General features: G+C 70.6%; 15 protein-coding genes and 1 pseudogene. 7 read left to right on the top strand and 9 right to left on the bottom strand.

Annotated features, from left to right (window positions below):
* Positions 1–54 precede the first annotated feature (54 nt).
* Positions 55–1,197 carry a transaldolase gene (gene tal / locus ACYP53_RS01340; RefSeq protein ID WP_189916413.1) on the bottom strand — a complete coding sequence of 381 codons (1,143 nt, stop codon included), beginning with the start codon at positions 1,195–1,197 and terminating at the stop codon, positions 55–57.
* Between the two features lie 87 nt (positions 1,198–1,284).
* Positions 1,285–3,384, bottom strand: coding sequence for a transketolase (gene tkt, locus ACYP53_RS01335; RefSeq protein ID WP_189916412.1), 2,100 nt, complete (start codon positions 3,382–3,384; stop codon positions 1,285–1,287).
* Positions 3,385–3,848: 464 nt separating this feature from the next.
* Between tkt and ACYP53_RS01330 the strand changes: the two genes are divergently transcribed.
* Positions 3,849–4,796, top strand: a complete 948-nt coding sequence (locus tag ACYP53_RS01330) for a heme o synthase (protein ID WP_189916411.1) — start codon at positions 3,849–3,851, stop codon at positions 4,794–4,796.
* Positions 4,797–4,851: 55 nt separating this feature from the next.
* On the opposite strand, the gene ACYP53_RS01325 is transcribed toward ACYP53_RS01330, so the two are convergent.
* Positions 4,852–5,493, bottom strand: a complete 642-nt coding sequence (locus ACYP53_RS01325) for a DUF2461 domain-containing protein (RefSeq protein WP_229928618.1) — start codon at positions 5,491–5,493, stop codon at positions 4,852–4,854.
* Positions 5,494–5,566: 73 nt separating this feature from the next.
* Here ACYP53_RS01325 and ACYP53_RS01320 point away from each other — a divergent pair, with 73 nt between their 5' ends.
* Positions 5,567–5,905, top strand: a complete 339-nt coding sequence (locus ACYP53_RS01320) for a hypothetical protein (protein ID WP_189916409.1) — start codon at positions 5,567–5,569, stop codon at positions 5,903–5,905.
* 77 nt (positions 5,906–5,982) lie between these two features.
* Here the strand turns inward: ACYP53_RS01320 and tgmC are convergent.
* The 3 genes and pseudogenes from tgmC to ACYP53_RS01305 all read right to left on the bottom strand — a co-directional run bounded on the left by tgmC (position 5,983) and on the right by ACYP53_RS01305 (position 7,952).
* A pseudogene (tgmC, locus tag ACYP53_RS01315) lies at positions 5,983–7,124 on the bottom strand (ATP-grasp peptide maturase system methyltransferase).
* Positions 7,121–7,423, bottom strand: a complete 303-nt coding sequence (gene tgmA, locus ACYP53_RS01310) for a putative ATP-grasp-modified RiPP (RefSeq protein WP_459646426.1) — start codon at positions 7,421–7,423, stop codon at positions 7,121–7,123. Before tgmA ends, tgmC begins: the two are co-directional and overlap by 4 nt.
* 40 nt (positions 7,424–7,463) lie before the next feature.
* Positions 7,464–7,952 carry an ATP-binding protein gene (locus ACYP53_RS01305; RefSeq protein ID WP_459646425.1) on the bottom strand — a complete coding sequence of 163 codons (489 nt, stop codon included), beginning with the start codon at positions 7,950–7,952 and terminating at the stop codon, positions 7,464–7,466.
* A 179-nt stretch (positions 7,953–8,131) separates the two neighbouring features.
* On the opposite strand from ACYP53_RS01305, the gene ACYP53_RS01300 reads away from it, so the two are divergent.
* Together ACYP53_RS01300 and ACYP53_RS01295 are read left to right on the top strand one after the other, a co-directional pair.
* Positions 8,132–9,406 (top strand): helix-turn-helix domain-containing protein, encoded by a 1,275-nt coding sequence (locus ACYP53_RS01300; RefSeq protein ID WP_459646424.1) that lies wholly within the window; start codon positions 8,132–8,134, stop codon positions 9,404–9,406.
* Positions 9,403–9,957, top strand: coding sequence for a flavoprotein (locus tag ACYP53_RS01295; protein WP_459646423.1), 555 nt, complete (start codon positions 9,403–9,405; stop codon positions 9,955–9,957). Before ACYP53_RS01300 ends, ACYP53_RS01295 begins: the two co-directional genes overlap by 4 nt.
* Positions 9,958–10,023: 66 nt before the next feature.
* Here the strand turns inward: ACYP53_RS01295 and ACYP53_RS01290 are convergent, their stop codons facing one another.
* Positions 10,024–11,004, bottom strand: coding sequence for a COX15/CtaA family protein (locus tag ACYP53_RS01290; RefSeq protein ID WP_459646422.1), 981 nt, complete (start codon positions 11,002–11,004; stop codon positions 10,024–10,026).
* Between the two features lie 189 nt (positions 11,005–11,193).
* Between ACYP53_RS01290 and ACYP53_RS01285 the strand changes: the two genes are divergently transcribed.
* Positions 11,194–12,513 (top strand): choice-of-anchor A family protein, encoded by a 1,320-nt coding sequence (locus ACYP53_RS01285; protein ID WP_459646421.1) that lies wholly within the window; start codon positions 11,194–11,196, stop codon positions 12,511–12,513.
* Between the two features lie 331 nt (positions 12,514–12,844).
* Complete coding sequence (locus tag ACYP53_RS01280; protein ID WP_189916401.1) at positions 12,845–13,537, top strand: LAETG motif-containing sortase-dependent surface protein; 693 nt, start codon at positions 12,845–12,847, stop codon at positions 13,535–13,537.
* Positions 13,538–13,647: 110 nt separating this feature from the next.
* Here ACYP53_RS01280 and ACYP53_RS01275 read toward each other — a convergent pair whose 3' ends face one another.
* Both ACYP53_RS01275 and ACYP53_RS01270 read right to left on the bottom strand, forming a co-directional pair.
* Positions 13,648–14,367: an ABC transporter permease gene (locus ACYP53_RS01275; protein WP_189916565.1), complete on the bottom strand. Its 720-nt coding sequence runs from the start codon at positions 14,365–14,367 to the stop codon at positions 13,648–13,650.
* A gap of 47 nt (positions 14,368–14,414) precedes the next feature.
* A complete protein-coding gene (locus ACYP53_RS01270; RefSeq protein ID WP_459646420.1) occupies positions 14,415–15,341 on the bottom strand; it encodes an ABC transporter ATP-binding protein in 927 nt (308 codons plus the stop codon).
* A gap of 164 nt (positions 15,342–15,505) precedes the next feature.
* Between ACYP53_RS01270 and ACYP53_RS01265 the strand changes: the two genes are divergently transcribed.
* Positions 15,506–16,321: a helix-turn-helix transcriptional regulator gene (locus ACYP53_RS01265; protein ID WP_189916564.1), complete on the top strand. Its 816-nt coding sequence runs from the start codon at positions 15,506–15,508 to the stop codon at positions 16,319–16,321.
* Positions 16,322–16,356: the final 35 nt, after the last annotated feature.

Genomic DNA, 16,356 nt, shown 5'->3' with positions numbered 1-16,356 from the left:
AAATCAGTGCTCACTTGATGGGCTCCGCTTTCGTGCGCTGGCTGTGAGCAGGGGTCACTTCTCGTCGGCGAAGGAGGCGAGCGAGGCGGTGACGGTGTCGAGCAGCTCGTTCCAGGACTGCTCGAACTTCTCCACGCCCTCGTCCTCCAGGACCTGGACCACGTCGTCGTAGTCCACGCCGGCGGCGGCGATCGCGTCCAGCGCGGCCTTGGCGTCGGCGTAGTTGGGGACGATGGTGTTGCCGGTGATCACGCCGTGGTCGCCGGTGGCGTCCAGGGTGGCCTCGGGCATGGTGTTGACGGTGCCGGGGGCGACCAGCTCGGTGACGTACAGGGTGTCCGGCAGGGCCGGGTCCTTGACGCCGGTGGAGGCCCACAGCGGGCGCTGCGGCTTGGCGCCGGCGGCCTCCAGGGCGGCCCAGCGGGCGCTGCCGGCGGTCTTGCCGTCGACGCTGCCGAAGACCTCCTCGTACGCCTGGTAGGCGAGGCGGGCGTTGGCCAGCGCGGCCTTGGAGCGCAGGTTCTTGGCCTCGCCGCCGATCTTGTCCAGGCGCTTGTCGATCTCGGTGTCCACGCGGGAGACGAAGAAGGAGGCGACCGACTCGATCTGGGAGAGGTCCAGGCCCTTGGCCTTGGCGGACTCCAGACCGGTCAGGTAGGCGTCGATGACGGCCTTGTAGCGCTCCAGCGAGAAGATCAGCGTGACGTTGACGCTGATGCCCTTGCCGATGACCTCGGCGATCGCGGGCAGACCGGCCTTGGTGGCGGGGATCTTGATGAGGACGTTCGGGCGGTCGACCAGCCACCACAGCTGCTTGGCCTCGGCCACCGTGGCGGCGGTCTCGTGCGCCAGGCGCGGGTCGACCTCGATCGACACCCGGCCGTCGCGGCCGTTGGAGGCGTCGTAGACCGGGCGCAGCACGTCGGCGGCGTCCCGCACGTCCGAGGTGGTGATCATGCGGATCGCCTCGTCGGTGGTGACCTTGCGGACGGCGAGGTCACGCAGCTGGCCGTCGTAGGAGTCGTCGCCGCTGCCGGCGATCGCCTTCTGGAAGATGGTCGGGTTGGTGGTGACACCCACCACGTGCTTGTTCTGCACCAGTTCGGCCAGGTTGCCGGAGTTCAGCCGCTTGCGGCTGAGGTCGTCCAGCCAGATCGCAACGCCTTCGTCGCTGAGGCGCTTCAGTGCGTCAGTCATGGTGCTTCAGTCCCTTGCTCTTCTGCTTCGTGGGGTAGTCAGAGGAGGCCGCGTACCCGCGTGCGGGCGAGTACGCGGCCCTGGGTGCTAGCGGTTGACGGCTTCGAGGGAGCGCAGGGCGTTGTGGGCCTCGGCCACCACGCGCTCGGCGGTGATGCCGAACTCCTCGAACAGCACCTTGTAGTCGGCGGAGGCGCCGAAGTGCTCCAGCGAGACGATCCGGCCGTGGTCGCCGACCAGCTCGCGCCAGCCCTGGGCGATGCCGGCCTCGACCGACACCCGGGCCTTCACCGACGGCGGCAGCACGCTGTCGCGGTAGGCCTGGTCCTGCTCCTGGAACCACTCGAAGGACGGCAGCGAGACCACGCGGGTCGCGATGCCCTCGGCCTCCAGCACCTCGCGGGCCTTGACGGCCAGCTGGACCTCGGAGCCGGTGCCGAGCAGGATCACCTGCGGGTCGCCGGTCGAGGCCTCGGCCAGGACGTAGCCGCCCTTCGCGGTGCCCTCGGCGGAGCCGAAGACCTCGCGGTCGAAGGTCGGGACGCCCTGGCGGGTGAGGGCCAGGCCGACCGGGCCGGGGTGGCTGGTCTGGCGCTCGATCACGGTGCGCCAGGCGACGGCGGTCTCGTTGGCGTCGGCCGGGCGGACCATGGCCAGACCCGGGATGGCGCGCAGCGAGGCCATGTGCTCGACCGGCTGGTGGGTCGGGCCGTCCTCGCCGAGGCCGATCGAGTCGTGCGTCCAGACATAGGTGACCGGCAGCTTCATCAGCGCGGCCAGGCGGACGGCCGGGCGCATGTAGTCGGCGAAGACCAGGAAGGTGCCGCCGTACACGCGGGTCTTGCCGTGCAGGGCGATGCCGTTCATGGTCGAGCCCATGGCGTGCTCGCGGATGCCGAAGTGGATCGTCCGGCCGTACGGGCTCGCCGACTTCAGCGGGTTGCCCTCGGGCAGGAACGAGCTGTCCTCGTCGATGGTGGTGAGGTTGGACTCCGCGAGGTCGGCCGAGCCGCCCCACAGCTCCGGGATCACCGCGCCGAGCGCCTTGAGGGTGTCGCCGGAGGCCTTGCGGGTGGCGACGTCCTTGCCGGCCGGGAAGGACGGGACGGCCTTCTTCCAGCCCTCGGGCAGCTCGCCGGCCTGGATGCGGTCGAACTCGGCGGCGCGCTGCGCGTCGGCGGCACGCCAGGCCTCGAAGGACTGCTGCCACTCGTCGCGGGCGGCCTTGCCGCGCTGGATGACCAGGCGGGCGTGCTCGATGACCTGGTCGCTGACCTCGAAGGTCTTCTCCGGGTCGAAGCCCAGGACCTTCTTGGTGGCGGCGATCTCGGCGGCGCCGAGCGCGGAGCCGTGCGCCTTGGCGGTGTTCTGGGCGTCCGGGGCCGGCCAGGCGATGATCGTGCGCATCGCGATCATCGACGGGCGGGAGGTCTCGGCCTTGGCCGCGGCCAGCGCCTCGGCGAGGGCGGCCACGTCGATGTCGCCGTTGGCCTTCGGGGCCACCCGCTGGACGTGCCAGCCGTACGCCTCGTAACGCTTGAGGACGTCCTCGGAGAAGGCCGTCTCGGTGTCGCCCTCGATCGAGATGTGGTTGTCGTCGTACAGGGCGACGAGGTTGCCCAGCTGCTGGTGGCCGGCCAGCGAGGACGCCTCGGCGGAGATGCCCTCCTCCAGGTCGCCGTCGGAGACGATGGCCCAGACGGTGTGGTCGAACGGGGACTCGCCGGCCGGGGCCTCCGAGTCGAACAGGCCGCGCTCGTAGCGGGCGGCCATCGCCATGCCGACCGCGTTGGCGATGCCCTGGCCGAGGGGGCCGGTGGTGGTCTCCACGCCGGCCGTGTGGCCGTGCTCGGGGTGGCCGGGGGTGCGGCTGCCGGCGACGCGGAAGGCCTTGAGGTCGTCCAGCTCCAGGCCGTAGCCCGACAGGTACAGCTGGGTGTAGAGCGTCAGGCTGGTGTGCCCGGGGGAGAGGACGAAGCGGTCACGGCCGACCCAGGCCGGGTCGGTCGGGTCGTGGCGCAGGAATCGCTGGAAGATCAGGTACGCGGCCGGGGCCAGCGACATGGCCGTCCCGGGGTGTCCGTTGCCGACCTTCTGGACAGCGTCCATCGCGAGGACGCGCGCGGTGTCAACCGTGCGCTCGTCCAGATCGGTCCACTCGAATGCGTTCGTCGGCGCAGTGCTCACCCTGTCTCAGGGCTCCTTCCGTATTGAAGAGTGACCCCGTGAATGGGGACCGGGTCGGCCACGGCGCTGTGGTCCCGACGCTGGGTGGTGCCGGTCACGGAGGGTAGATCCCGCTTCTGCGTGCGAGCCTACCGTCCGGGCCGGGGCTCACCCTCCGTGCTGAGACAACCGGGATTTCCGCATGGTGATTCCCACTAGGCCGGTGTGACTGCTTTTGTCCCAGGCTCTCCCGTTTCGCGGCCGCCCGCCGCCGGGGTGGTCAGGACGGGCTAGCGGGGGCGGCCGGAGACGCTTCGTGGCTTCACCCAGTCGGTTCACCCGGGGGTGTGCGGTTCCGCCTCGCCGGGGGACCCCGGAGCCGGATGGGATATATGGAGCGTCTATGGTGTCGTGGTACGCGCAGAGCGGACGATTCGGGACCCTTCGTTCCTGTGGACGCCTGCGAGGATTCATCTTCAGTTGGGGTGTTAGTGACCGCCGTCGAAACCCGTCCCGCCGGGGTCACCGGGGCGACTCCTGCGCACCGGCCGATCGGGGCCCGTGTCGGCGCGTTCGTCGCACTGACCAAGCCGCGGATCATCGAGCTGCTGCTGATGAGCACCGTGCCGGTGATGTTCCTGGCGCAGCAGGGCGTGCCGAACATGCTGCTGGTGCTGAAGGTCGTGATCGGCGGCTACCTCTCGGCGGGCGGCGCCAACGCCCTCAACATGTACATCGACCGCGACATCGACGCGATGATGACCCGCACCGAGCGGCGGCCGATCGTCACCGGGATGGTCTCGCCGCGCGAGGCGCTGGTGTTCGGCGTCGTGCTCGCCGTCGTGTCGACGCTGCTGCTCGGCTTCGGCGTCAACTGGCTGTCCGCGGGGCTGGCGCTGGGCGCGCTGCTCTTCTACGTGTTCGTCTACACGCTCGGGCTCAAGCGGCGCACCTCGCAGAACATCGTCTGGGGCGGCATCGCCGGCTGCATGCCGGTGCTGGTCGGCTGGTCCTCGGTCACCAACTCGGTGTCCTGGGCGGCCGTGATGCTGTTCCTGGTGGTGTTCTTCTGGACGCCGCCGCACACCTGGGTGCTGTCCATGAAGGTGCGCGACGACTACCAGCGGGCCGGGGTGCCGATGCTGCCGGTCGTCAAGGGCAACGTGGCGGTCGGCAAGCAGGTCGTCGCCTACTCCTGGGTGATGGTCGCGGTCTCCCTGGCGGTCTGGCCGCTCGGGCACATGAGCTGGCTGTACCCGGTCGCCGCGACGCTGCTGGGCGCGGCCTGGCTGCGCGAGGCGCACGCGCTGTACGCGCGGGCCAAGGCCGGGATCGTGGGCGCGAAGCTCAAGGAGATGCGGCTGTTCCACTGGTCGATCACCTACCTGTCGCTGCTGATGGTGGTCTGCGCGGTCGACCCGTTCGTGAAGTAGGACTCGTCTGACGTCGAAGAGCCCCGGTCCTGGTGGACCGGGGCTCTTCGCGTCGTCAGCGTGCCGGGAGCTCGGAGGGGCCGACATGGCCGTCCAGCCACTCCCGCAGCGGGAGGGAGGCGTGCAGGAAGCCGCTGATCCGGGTGTGTGCGGCGCGGGTGCCCAGCCACTTCGCCGGCTCCCACTCCTGCCAGGCCACCAGGCCCTTGTGGCGCAGCAGCTCGATCCTGGGGTGGTCCTTGGGGTAGCCGCGCGGGGCCGACTTGAGGGAGTCCCGGCCGAACACCTGCGGTCCTTCCTTCTCCACCCGGGCGATCACCCGCTCCAGCTCGGCACCGGTGACGTCCTCGGCGACGGCGGCGCGGTAGCGCTCCAGCTGGTCGGGGGCGAGCTGGTACATGCCGTTGCCGCAGGCCAGGCCGTCGGCGGAGAGCTGGATGTAGCCGCCGCTCTCCAGGTGCGCGCCGATGTGCGTCTTGTACGGGGACTTGTCGGCGCTGAAGCGGACGTCGCGGTTCGGGCGGAAGATCTTCCCCGGCCCGAACTCCGGCTCCAGCTCGGCGAGCAGCTCCTCCATCGGGGCGCGCACGGCTTCCTCGTAGCGGTCCTTGTGGGCCTGCCAGAAGGTCTTCGAGTTGTCGGCCTCCAGGTGCTCGTAGAAGTCGAGCGCCTCGGTCGGCCAGCCTTGGAACGTCACTCCTCCAGTATGTGTCCCGGTGCACAGGACGCTCCCGTCGCCAGCCGCACTACCGGTGGGTAGCATGCGGGACATGAGCAGCGCAGAGACCGCCACCGCCGCCGCGCCGGACGCCCGCACCGAGCGCCGCGCCAAGCGCATCGCCAAGAACCTCACCAGCTTCGCCCGGCAGCACGGGGGCAGCGCCGACGCGGTCGTCGAGTACGTCGGCGCCGTCGCCACCCGCATCGTCGTGGTCGGCGCGGACGGCGCCTGGGGCGACCAGGTGGCCCCCAGCTACGCCGTGGGCCGCCGGGCCGCGGAGCTGGCCGGACTGACCCTGCACGACGACTTCGAGGGCGAGCTGGGCCTCAAGGTGAAGACCGGCCCGTACGAGTGGAAGCGGATGGCCGGTATCCAGCTCGGCGGCTGATCCCGCCCGGTCCGAACGTCGACGGCCCGGCTCCCCCTCGGCGGGGGAGCCGGGCCGTCGCGTCGTACGTTCTCGCGTCAGATCGGCAGGTCCCAGCCCGGCCCGTCCTCGTGTCCGATCCAGACGCGTTGCCCCGATCCGGAGACGGTGATCCCGAAACCGTCCTGGTGCGGCTCGCCGGCCTGCTGCCAGGCTTCGACGGCGCTCTCCACCTGGTCCCAGAGCCGGAGCGGGCCGCGCTGGACCACGGTCCACCCGCCTTCAGGGGTGGGCATGGTCCGGGCCTGTGAGCCGGTCGCCACGCCGAGAGGATCTGGTGTCCGCCGGCTCCCATGCGTTCGGCGGATGGTGCCGCGAGCTGCGCCACCCAATTGCCTGTCCAGCTGCTGATGATCTCCGGGTTGATCCGGGTCGGGCGTTCGTCGCCGGGGAGCAGCGAGAGGCTTTGGCGGGGTGGCCGGTCGTGCGGGCGGGCGATCATGAAGCTGGTGTAGCCGGGCAGCAACCGGCCGGTGGCCTCTCCGGGGCCGGTCACGACCAGCAGCGCGAGACCGAAGCCGAAGGACCAGCCGGACAACGTGACCAGGATCCGACCGCCCGGCTTCACCTGGTGCAGCCACGGGGGCGGAACGTAGCGGACCGAACAGGTGGCGATGAGCCGGTCGTACCGGTCCCCGTCCGGGTCGCCGAGCAGCCCGTCGCCGATGATCAGCCGAGGGGAGTGGCCGGCTGTCTTGATGGCGGTGGCGGCGGCCTCGCCCACCACCGGGTCGTACTCGATGCTGGTGAGGTCGGCGTCCCCGAGCCGGTGTGCACCGAGGGCGGTCGAGTAGCCCGTCCCGGTGCCGATCTCCAGTACCCGGTGTCCGGACTCCACGCCGAGCTGGTGCCACATGCGCAGCACCAGCGACGGCAGGGTGGACGAGGAGGACGGGGTGCCGGTCGTGGTGCCGACGTGCACGTCCTCGGGGCGGGTCCGCCCGTCGAGCTGGGTGATCAGCGTTTCGTTCGCGTAGACGCGCTCCAGCCACCCGGGCTCGTCCCTGTGGACCGGACGGTAGGCAGTCGGGTTGCTTCCCGGAACAGGAACGAAGAACGACCCGGCGAACAGCTCCCGGGGAACCGTTCTGGCGGCGTCCTCCCACGCCGGGTCGGTGATCTTGTCATCCCCGGTGAGGCTGTCCACCAGGGCGGCGCGCAGCTGAGCCGATGTGCTCACGAGTCGGGACCTCTCTCCAACTGGTCGGCAATGGCCCGGGCGATCGCGGCAGTGGTCTCGGCCGGCTGCCACGCCCACTGGCCGTTGGGGTTGCACTCAAGGAAGTACCAGTCGCCGCGGGTGGTGATGGCAAAGTCGAACGCGCCGTACACCAAACGGAATTCATCGAGATTCGCCGTGTGCTCGCCCATGAACCCGGCAACCTGCGTCTCGGGGTCGATGACGGGCGTGAGGGCGGGGATGGGGCTGGACTCGGGGTACGGGCCCATGCGGGTGATGCCCCATGGTGCGGTGGTCATCTGGACTGTTCCTCCTTGGGCATGGTGGTCGAGGACCGGATCAACGACTCGGCAAGCCAGCCGAGTGGAGCGGCGCGGGCGTCGGGAGGTCGGCGTGGACGACCTTGCCGAAAGGGAGGGGCGTGACGCCCCAGCGGCCGTGGGTGAGGCGGTGGACCATCGCCAGGCCCCGGCCGGACGTGGCGTCGGGCCCGGCTTGGACCATCACGGGCATCGAGCGGGAACCGTCACCGACGAGGATGCGCAGCGTCCGGTCGCTTGGACGGCGGACGCCGACAAGCATGCGGGTCTGGCAGCAGGTCTCGACGGCGTTGGTGGCCAGCTCGCTGACGATGACGACGGCGTCGTCCACCAGCTCGTCCAGCCCCCAACCCCGCAACCTCGCACGCACGAAGCGCCGGGCAGTGCCCACCGAATCGGGCCGGTACGGCAGGCAGATGGTTGCTAGTCCGGCAGGCAGGTGGACGCTCGCGTCCGGTCCCTGTTGGAGCACGGCGTCGCCTCTCACAACGTTCGAGAGGACGGTCATCGGCGCTTCTCCTTGGCGACGGGGGCAAGGCTGCTGACACGAATAGGCAACTGCAGTTCGCGGCCAACCGGCTGGGCCCAAGCCCGCTGCGCATGATTCATGCAGATCCGGCATCACCAGTTGTCCCCGTGTGGCTACGCTCGGCATATCGGGTGTGATCGGTGCCGGTAGGAGGATCCATGTCGTGGATGGCCAAGGGGTACTCCGTGGAACTCGCGCCCGGCGAAGTGATTCGCCGGGCGCGAGTGCTCAGCGGCCGGTCTCAGGCAGATGTGGCTTCCGAGTTGGGTTACCACCAGTCGAAGATCAGTCGGCTGGAGAGCGGTAAGGGAACGCAGGACGTGGGTGTCCTACGGGCGGTTGCAGCTGTGCTCGGGATTCCTCCGGGGAGCCTCGGGCTTGCCTCTCCTACCAGTACGGACGGCAGGACGGATGACATGCATCGGCGCAACTTTCTGGCGGCGAGCGTTGCTGCGCTTGCAGCTCCGGCAGGACCGCCCCGCGCGGGGATGGAGCTCGTTCGCGAACTGTTGCCCGGACCAGTACTCTCCGATCGCCCACTGCAGCCGTCGACGGCACTTGCAGCCCGGCTGTCTCAGGCCCGCAGGAACTTCTATTCCTGCCGGTACGCTGAACTTGAAGCGTCTCTGCCGCTGCTGATCGCAGACCTCCGGCATGCCCAGAGCGCGGCGGGAGGTGACGACCAAACCCTCTCCGGAATGCTTGCGACGGCCTATCAGACCGCTGTGAGTCTGTTGCTCAAACTCGGCGATCAGGGCAACGCCTGGCTCGCGGTGGGCAGGGCGATGGCTGAGGCTGAGCGGAGCAATGATCCGGTGGTGCTGGCCTCCAGCGTTCGCGTTCAGGTCCACGTTCTCGCGCGCGATCGGCACACCGCACCCGCCATCAGCCTCATTCATCACACCGCAGACCAACTCGGCGGCGGCTATGACCGGAGAACGCCCCAGTACCTTGCGGCATTCGGGCTCATGCTCCTGCGTGGCGTGACCGCAGCAAGTGCAGGTGGCGACCGAGCGACCGCAGCGGAACTTCTTGCCGAAGCCCGGAATGTCGCGCGCCAGGTCGCCCTTGACAGCCCGGACTCCTGGGCGAACTTCAGCCCCACCAACGTTGCACTGCATGCAGTCAGCTCGGCCGCGGTTCTCGGTGACGCCGGCGCGGCGCTGGAAGCTGCTCAACCCCTGATGCGGCGCCGCATCCCCGTTCCGGAGCGGAGGGCCGCGCTCTGGGTCGATGCTGCACGGGCCTACAGCCAACAAGGCAGACTGGCTGAGGGGTACCAGGCACTCAGGATCGCGGAGAGCTGTGCTTCTGAGGACATTCGCCGGCGTCCCAGCGTGCTGGAACTGGTCGGTGACATGGCCGCGCGGGACCGACGCGGTACTGTCCCGGAACTTCGCCGTTTCTGCCATGAGTTGGGAGTTCGGATTTGACTGAGAACCACGAGCCTTTTCTCTACGTCATCGTGTGTGCTTCGGGGATAGCCGACGGCGTGGGCGAGCTGATCGCCGCAGCCCATGCCGAGGGCTGGAAGGTCGGTGTGATTGCTACCCCCAGCGCTCTCGGATTCATTGACCAGGAAGCCATCGAGGCCCAGACCGGCTATCCGACCCGCTCTGCGTGGCGCACGCCGAGCATTCCGCAACCGTTGCCTCCGGCAGATGCCATTGCGGTCGCTCCCGCGACGTTCAACACCGTCAACAAGTGGGCCGCCGGCATTTCCGACACGCTTGCGCTCGGCATCCTCTGTGAGGCGTACGGGCTCGGCATCCCCGTTGCCGTTCAGCCTTACGTCAACTCCGCCCAGGCCGCTCACCCGGCCTATTCGGAGAGCCTGGCCCGACTGTGCTCGATGGGCGTCCTGATCGGCGACTACGTGCCCCACAAGCCCAAGTCCGGCGGAGGCCGCGACAAGTACAGCTGGACCCACGTCCTCGATCTGCTTCGTCCTACCCTCGGCAGCCTTTCCGAGCGGGCCACGTGACGGGCGGCAGCTGTTGTGACACGTCGAAGGCCCCCATCCGACGCGGATGGGGGCCTTCGACGATGCTCAGACAGCCGCGGCTTGCGGGGTCTGGGAGGGCAGGTGGTCGGCGGGCTCTTCGGTCTCGCGGGTGCGGAGGGCGAGGGGGATGCGGAGGGCGGCGATCCAGGTGAGGGTGGCGCCGAGCATGTGGAGGCCGACCATGAGCTCGGGGGCGTCGGTGAAGTACTGGATGAAGCCGAGGACGCCCTGGAGGAGCAGCACTGCCAGCAGTTCCTTGGCGCGGGCCTTGGCCGGCTGCGGGGCCTTGACGGCGGCGAAGACGAAGATCATCGCGATGGTCAGGCCCACGGACACGAAGGCGAAGTCGGCGTGGAACTGCGCGAGCCTGTCGTAGTCGATCGGGATGCGGGGGACGATCTTGTTGTCCTTGGGCGTGCCCGGGTGGTGGCCGGCGCCGGTGACCAGGGTGCCGGCTGCGACCAGGAGGCCGACCACGGTGACCAGGACGTAGGAGAGCTGGTGGATGGGGCGGGCGACCGACAGCTCGGCCGGGCCGTCGCCTTCCTTGGAGCGCTCCCACATGAGGAGTGCGACCCAGACCAGCGCCATGGCGGCGATCATGTGCAGCGCGACCGTGTACGGGTTGAGGCCCGTGAGGACCGTGATGCCGCCGAGGACGGCGTTGCTCATCACCAGCCAGAACTGGGCCCAGCCGAGCTTGGTCATGCTCCGCCGCCACGGGCGGTGGCAGCGGGCGGCCAGGATGGCCCAGCCGACGGCCGCGCTCAGCACGTAGGTGAGCATCCGGTTGGTGAACTCGACGATGCCGTGGAAGCCCATCTCCGCCGTGGGCGTCAGGCTCTCGGCGGTGCAGCGGGGCCAGGTCGTACAGCCGAGGCCGGAGGCGGTGAGGCGGACGGCGCCGCCGGTGACGACGATCACCACGCTCATCACCAGCGCGGCGAACGTGGCGCGCCGGACCATCGCGGCGGAGGGCTGCCAGCGCTCGGCGAGCAGGGAGAAGGGGTTCAGCACGCGCTCCATCGTAGGCGGCCTTACGGGCGATCTTGGGGCGGGGCGCGGGGTGCGGCGGCCGGGGGCCAAAGCGGACTGTTCGGACAAGGTGGTCAATGGTCTTGACCAATCACCCACTCGGCCGAAAGAGTGCGGATTGGTCCATACCTTTTTTCGGGCCTCTCCCACTCCTCCCGCACCCAAGCGGAGATCCTGCACATGCGCATACCCACTTCCGCCGCCGCGCTCGCGATCGGCGGCTCGTTCGTACTGGCCGGTCTGGTCGCGCCGGCCGCCCAGGCCGTCGGCGCCGATCAGGAGTGCCGCGGCCTCGGGGTCGCCAACCTCTACGGCGAGTTCATCGAGGGCGACGACGCCCACACCCCGGACGCCGAGGGCGCGGTCGCCGTCGGCGGTGACGCCGACTTCACCGGCGGCTTCTCGGTCGGCCAGGAGCTGACCCCCGCCGAGGTCGACGCGCTGCCCGGCAAGAACGCGCTGGTGGTGGCCGGCCGCATCACCGGCCGCAACACCCAGGTGATGAAGGGCAACGGCGTCTACGGCTCCAAGGCCGAGGGCGCGGTCGTCCAGGCCCACCAGGGCGTCGTCGCCCAGGGCGCCTCGCCGATCGACTTCAAGGCCGAGTTCGCCAAGCTGCGCGCCGCCGCCACCTCGCTGGCCGCCGTGCCGCAGACCGCGGGCGCCACCGTCCAGGCCGAGGGCGCCAAGCTCACGTTCACCGGCGGGGACGCGAAGTACAACAGCTTCACCGTCGACGCGGCGAAGCTGCAGGGCGCCAAGGACGTCTACCTCAAGGTGCCGGCCGGCTCGGTGACGGTGGTCAACGTGACCGGCGGCTCGTACGACATGGCCGTGGCCGGGACCACCGGCTTCCACCTCTGGGACACGGGCACCTCGGCCTTCGTCCTGGACGACAAGGCGCAGAGCGCGGCGGGCGGGGCGATCCGGGCCAAGCTGCTCTGGAACTTCCCGACCGCCACCAAGGTGGTCAAGAACAGCCAGGCCGCCTGGGCCGGTACGGTGCTCGCGCCGAACGCCGCCTTCGACCTCGGCAGCGGCGGCCCGGTCAACGGCTCGGTGATCGCGGCCTCGCTGACCGGCAAGGGCGGCGCGGAGACGCACCACTACCCGTTCACCGGCTGCCTGCCGGGCACCACCGTCCCGACCCCGACCGGCACGCCGACCGTGCCGCCGGTGGTGCCGACCGGCTCGCCGTCGGTGACGCCGGGCGGTTCGGCCTCCCCGAGCGGGTCGGCGAGCCCGTCGGGCACCCCGTCCGCGCCGGGCAGTGGCAAGCCCAGTGCGAGCGGCTCGGCGAGCCCGTCGGCCGGTGCCTCGACGGCCGCTCCGGCGGTCTCCGGTTCGGCGAGCCCGTCCGCCCAGGCGAACGGTGGCGGAAACCTGGCGCACACCGGCGCCGGCCCGGTGCTGCCGCTGGCGATCGGCGGTGCCGTGGTGATCGCCGCCGGTGGCGCGATCGTGGTGGCCGCGCGGCGCAAGGCGGCCAAGAAGGCCTGACAAGAAGGCCTGATAGGGACCGAAAAGCCCGAATGTCCGTCGGGTGATTGAAGTGGCGCCCCCGGTGATTGAACCCGATCACTGGGGGCGCCGTTCTGTCTGAAAGGTGACTAAGTTCATTCAAGTTTGCCGAATCCGCGTTCAGCGAGGTGGCGGCTGTGATGGGCTGGTCATGCACATCGAAGACTGGACGGACAGACGAATTCCGGTCGTACGGCGGGGTGTGGCGGGATGCGGGAGTGCCGGTAGAGTCCCCCGGACAGTCGTAGCGGGCCACCGCGAACCAGTCAACACGCCTGCTGCACAAGACCGTTCGGAGGGGAACAGCCTAATGGCGCGACAGCAGCGGCACATCGGGATCGGCGCGGCGGCACTCGCCGGCACAGCGGCGGCCGGTTTTCTACTGCCCCTGGCACTGGCCGGCAACGCCTCGGCGCACGTGCCGAGTTGGTCGGTGACCTGCGACAAGGTCGTGATCGACCTGATCAACTACAGCCCCAAGCCTGACGTGAAGAACACCGTCAGCCTCACCATCGACGGCGAGAAGGTCCTGGACGCCAAGGCCTTCCCCGCCGAGTTCCACGGCACCTTCCCGGTGAAGGACCACACCGCCCCGATCAAGGCCAACCTGGTGGTCGCCACCTCGGAGAAGCCGGACGAGAAGGGCTGGAACATCAACGAGACCAAGACCATCGAGCCGTGCCACACGCCGACTCCGACCCCCACGCCCACCCCGACCCCCACGCCCACCAAGACGCCGACGCCCACGCCGACGCCCACGGTGACGCCGTCGAAGACCCCGACCCCCACGCCGACGCCGACCGGGACGCCGTCCACGGCCCCGCCGGTCACGCCGCCGCCGAGCACCCCGTCCCCGGCGCCCAGCAGCAGCGGGCCGGTGCTCGCCCAGACCGGTAGCAGCGACGCGACCCCGATGATCGCGGCGGCCGGCGGCGGCGTGCTGCTGGTCGGCGGCGCGCTCGTCCTGCTCGCCCGCAAGCGCCGCAGCGGCAGCCAGGGCTGACGCGACCCGGGCTGAACAGCACGACGCCCCCCGGCCGGGAAAGGCCGGGGGGCGTCGTGCGTCGCGGGTACGGCTCGGGGAGCGGTCCTATCTCCCCGCGGGGAGCGGTCCTACTCCCAGCGGAAGAACCGGGCGGCCGCGGCCAGCCCGAGCACCGACCAGCCGGCCAGGATCCCCAGGTCCGCCCAGGGCACCCCGGCGCCGGTCTGCAGCACCGACCGCAGGCCGTCCGAGAGCGCCGAGATCGGCAGCAGCTCCAGCACCGACCGCACGGCGTCGGGGAACTTGCCCAGCGGCACGACCACCCCGCCCGCGAGCAGCAGCAGGATGAACACCAGGTTGGCGGCGGCCAGCGTGGCCTCGGCCTTCAGGGTGCCGGCCATCAGCAGGCCGAGCCCGGAGAAGGCGGCGGTGCCGAGGACCAGCAGCGCGACGACGGCCAGAGGGTTGCCGTGCGGGGACCAGCCGAGCGCCAGCGCGATCACCGACAGCAGCGCGACCTGCAGCGCCTCCGTCACCAGGACGCAGCCGGTCTTGGCGGTCAGCAGCGTCCAGCGCGGCAGCGGACTGGCGCCGAGCCGCTTCAGCACGCCGTAGCGGCGCTCGAAGCCGGTGGCGATGGCCTGCCCGGTGAAGGCGGTGGACATCACGGCGAGCGCGAGCAGGCCGGGGGCCAGGAAGTCGACCCGCTTGCCGGGGCCCTCCACCGCGACGATGTCCACGGCGGAGAACAGCACCAGCAGCACGGTCGGGATGACCACGGTGAGCAGCAGCTGCTCACCGTTGCGCAGCAGCATCCGGGTCTCGAACGCGGTCTGGGCGAGCAGCATCCGGCCGACCGGGGCGGCGCCCGGCTTCGGGGCGTAGTCGGTCGTGGTCACGAGCGGAGCTCCCGTCCGGTCAGGTCGAGGAAGACGTCTTCGAGGCTGCGGCGCTGCACGGACAGCCGTTCGGGCAGGACGCCGACGGCCGCGCACCAGCCGGTGACGGTGGCCAGCAGCCGCGGGTCGACGGCCGCCTCCACCCGGTAGCTGCCGGGGGCGGTCTCGACGGCGGCGGCGCCCTCGGGCAGCTCCTTGAGCAGCGCGGCGAGGTCGAGTCCGGGCGGGCCGTCGAAGCGCAGGGAGCTCTCGGCGCCGCCGCGGCACAGCTCCTCGGTGGTGCCGTCGGCGATCACCTTGCCGCGGTCCACGACGGCGACGCGGTCGGCGAGCTGCTCGGCCTCGTCCATGTGGTGGGTGGTGACGACCACGGTGACGCCGTCCCGGCGCAGGTCGCGGACCAGCTCCCAGGTGGCGCGGCGGGCCTGCGGGTCGAGGCCGGCGGTGGGCTCGTCCAGGAAGACCAGCTCGGGGCGGCCGACCACGGCCATGGCCAGGGCGAGCCGCTGCTGCTGGCCGCCGGACAGCCGCCGGTAGGTGGTGCGGCCGCAGGAGCCGAGGCCGAGGCGCTCGACCAGGGCGTCCACGTCCAGCGGGTGGGCGTGCAGCCTGGCGGTGTGCCGGAGCATCTCGACGGCGCGGGCGCCCGCGTACACGCCACCCGACTGCAGCATGACGCCGATCCGGGGGCGCAGGGCGGCGCTCTGGGTGACCGGGTCGAGGCCGAGGACGCGGACGGTGCCGGCGTCGGGGCGGCGGTAGCCCTCGCAGGTCTCGATGGTGGTGGTCTTGCCGGCGCCGTTGGGGCCGAGGACGGCGGTGATCGCGCCGCGTGCGATGGTGAGGTCGAGGCCGTCCACCGCGGGCTTGTCGCCGTATCGCTTGACCAGCCCGGCGATCTGGACCGCGGGTTCGGAATGCATACCGGCGAGTCTAAGAGGCGCTCACGCGCGGGCCCCACGGCGGCCTCGGTGATCGTTTTCCCAGGTCAGGTAAGGCTTACCTGCGTGATCGATGACACCGGTGAGGCCTGGATCACGGCTTGTCCCAATGGAAGTAATTACGCAACACTGGTGTTGTGAAAAACATGCGCGAGCACGCCACGCACCAGGAGGCCGAGTCGGCCCCCGGCTGTGACGTGCCCGTGACGGCGGCCGAGGTGCTGCTGGAGGGCCACCGGGCCACCCGGGACCGGGTCGCCCGGTCGATCCTGGACCACGGCCCCTCCTCCGCCGCCGACCTGGCGAACCGCCTCGGCCTCACCGCCGCGGCCGTCCGCCGCCACCTCGACGGACTGACCGCCGCCCGTTTGGTCGAGTCCCGAGAACAGCGGGTCTACGGCAGCCGCGGCCGGGGCCGTCCGGCCAAGGTCTTCGCCCTCACCGACGCCGGCCGGGACGCCTTCTACCAGGCGTACGACCAGCTCGCCGCCGACGCGCTGCGCTGGATCTCGGACTCGGTGGGCGGCGGCAAGGCGGGCGAGGAGGCGGTCGCCGCCTTCGCCCGGGCCAGGTTCGGCAAGCAGGGCGAGAAGTACCTGGAAGCGCTGCACCGGGCCGACGCCGGGGAACGCACCGAGGCACTCGCCCAGGCGCTCAGCGCGGACGGGTACGCTGCCACGGTGCGGCGTGTCCCGTCGGCCGCGGCCAAGGCCCCGGCGGGCGCCCAGCTCTGCCAGCACCACTGCCCGGTCGCGCACATCGCCGAGCAGTTCCCGCAGCTCTGCGAGGCGGAGACCGAGGTCTTCTCCCAGCTCCTGGGCACCCATGTGCAACGGCTGGCCACCATCGCCCACGGCGACGGGGTCTGCACCACCTATGTGCCGGCACCCGGTGCCGCATCGTCGCCCGTCCGGGGTTCCGCGGACCGCGGCTCCGATGCAGTGCCGACTGCCAGTACATGAAAATCCCGCGTCCACCGAAGATTCAGCGTCCGCGC

The organism is Kitasatospora sp. Ki12, from assembly GCF_054601375.1.
Note: the sequence above shows the minus strand (reverse complement) of the source record. Positions and strands in the feature narration are given on the sequence as shown.

Bases quoted from the DNA above. Each gene is read 5' to 3' on its own strand.
- ACYP53_RS01300 (WP_459646424.1), top strand. From the start codon at position 8,132: ATGTCGTGGATGGCCAAGGGGTACTCCGTGGAACTCGCGCCCGGCGAA.
- ACYP53_RS01270 (WP_459646420.1), bottom strand. From the start codon at position 15,341: ATGCATTCCGAACCCGCGGTCCAGATCGCCGGGCTGGTCAAGCGATAC.
- tgmA (WP_459646426.1), bottom strand. From the start codon at position 7,423: ATGACCACCGCACCATGGGGCATCACCCGCATGGGCCCGTACCCCGAG.
- ACYP53_RS01290 (WP_459646422.1), bottom strand. From the start codon at position 11,004: ATGGAGCGCGTGCTGAACCCCTTCTCCCTGCTCGCCGAGCGCTGGCAG.
- ACYP53_RS01280 (WP_189916401.1), top strand. From the start codon at position 12,845: ATGGCGCGACAGCAGCGGCACATCGGGATCGGCGCGGCGGCACTCGCC.
- ACYP53_RS01265 (WP_189916564.1), top strand. From the start codon at position 15,506: ATGCGCGAGCACGCCACGCACCAGGAGGCCGAGTCGGCCCCCGGCTGT.
- ACYP53_RS01285 (WP_459646421.1), top strand. From the start codon at position 11,194: ATGCGCATACCCACTTCCGCCGCCGCGCTCGCGATCGGCGGCTCGTTC.
- ACYP53_RS01305 (WP_459646425.1), bottom strand. From the start codon at position 7,952: ATGACCGTCCTCTCGAACGTTGTGAGAGGCGACGCCGTGCTCCAACAG.
- ACYP53_RS01275 (WP_189916565.1), bottom strand. From the start codon at position 14,367: ATGCTGCTCGCCCAGACCGCGTTCGAGACCCGGATGCTGCTGCGCAAC.
- ACYP53_RS01320 (WP_189916409.1), top strand. From the start codon at position 5,567: ATGAGCAGCGCAGAGACCGCCACCGCCGCCGCGCCGGACGCCCGCACC.
- tal (WP_189916413.1), bottom strand. From the start codon at position 1,197: ATGACTGACGCACTGAAGCGCCTCAGCGACGAAGGCGTTGCGATCTGG.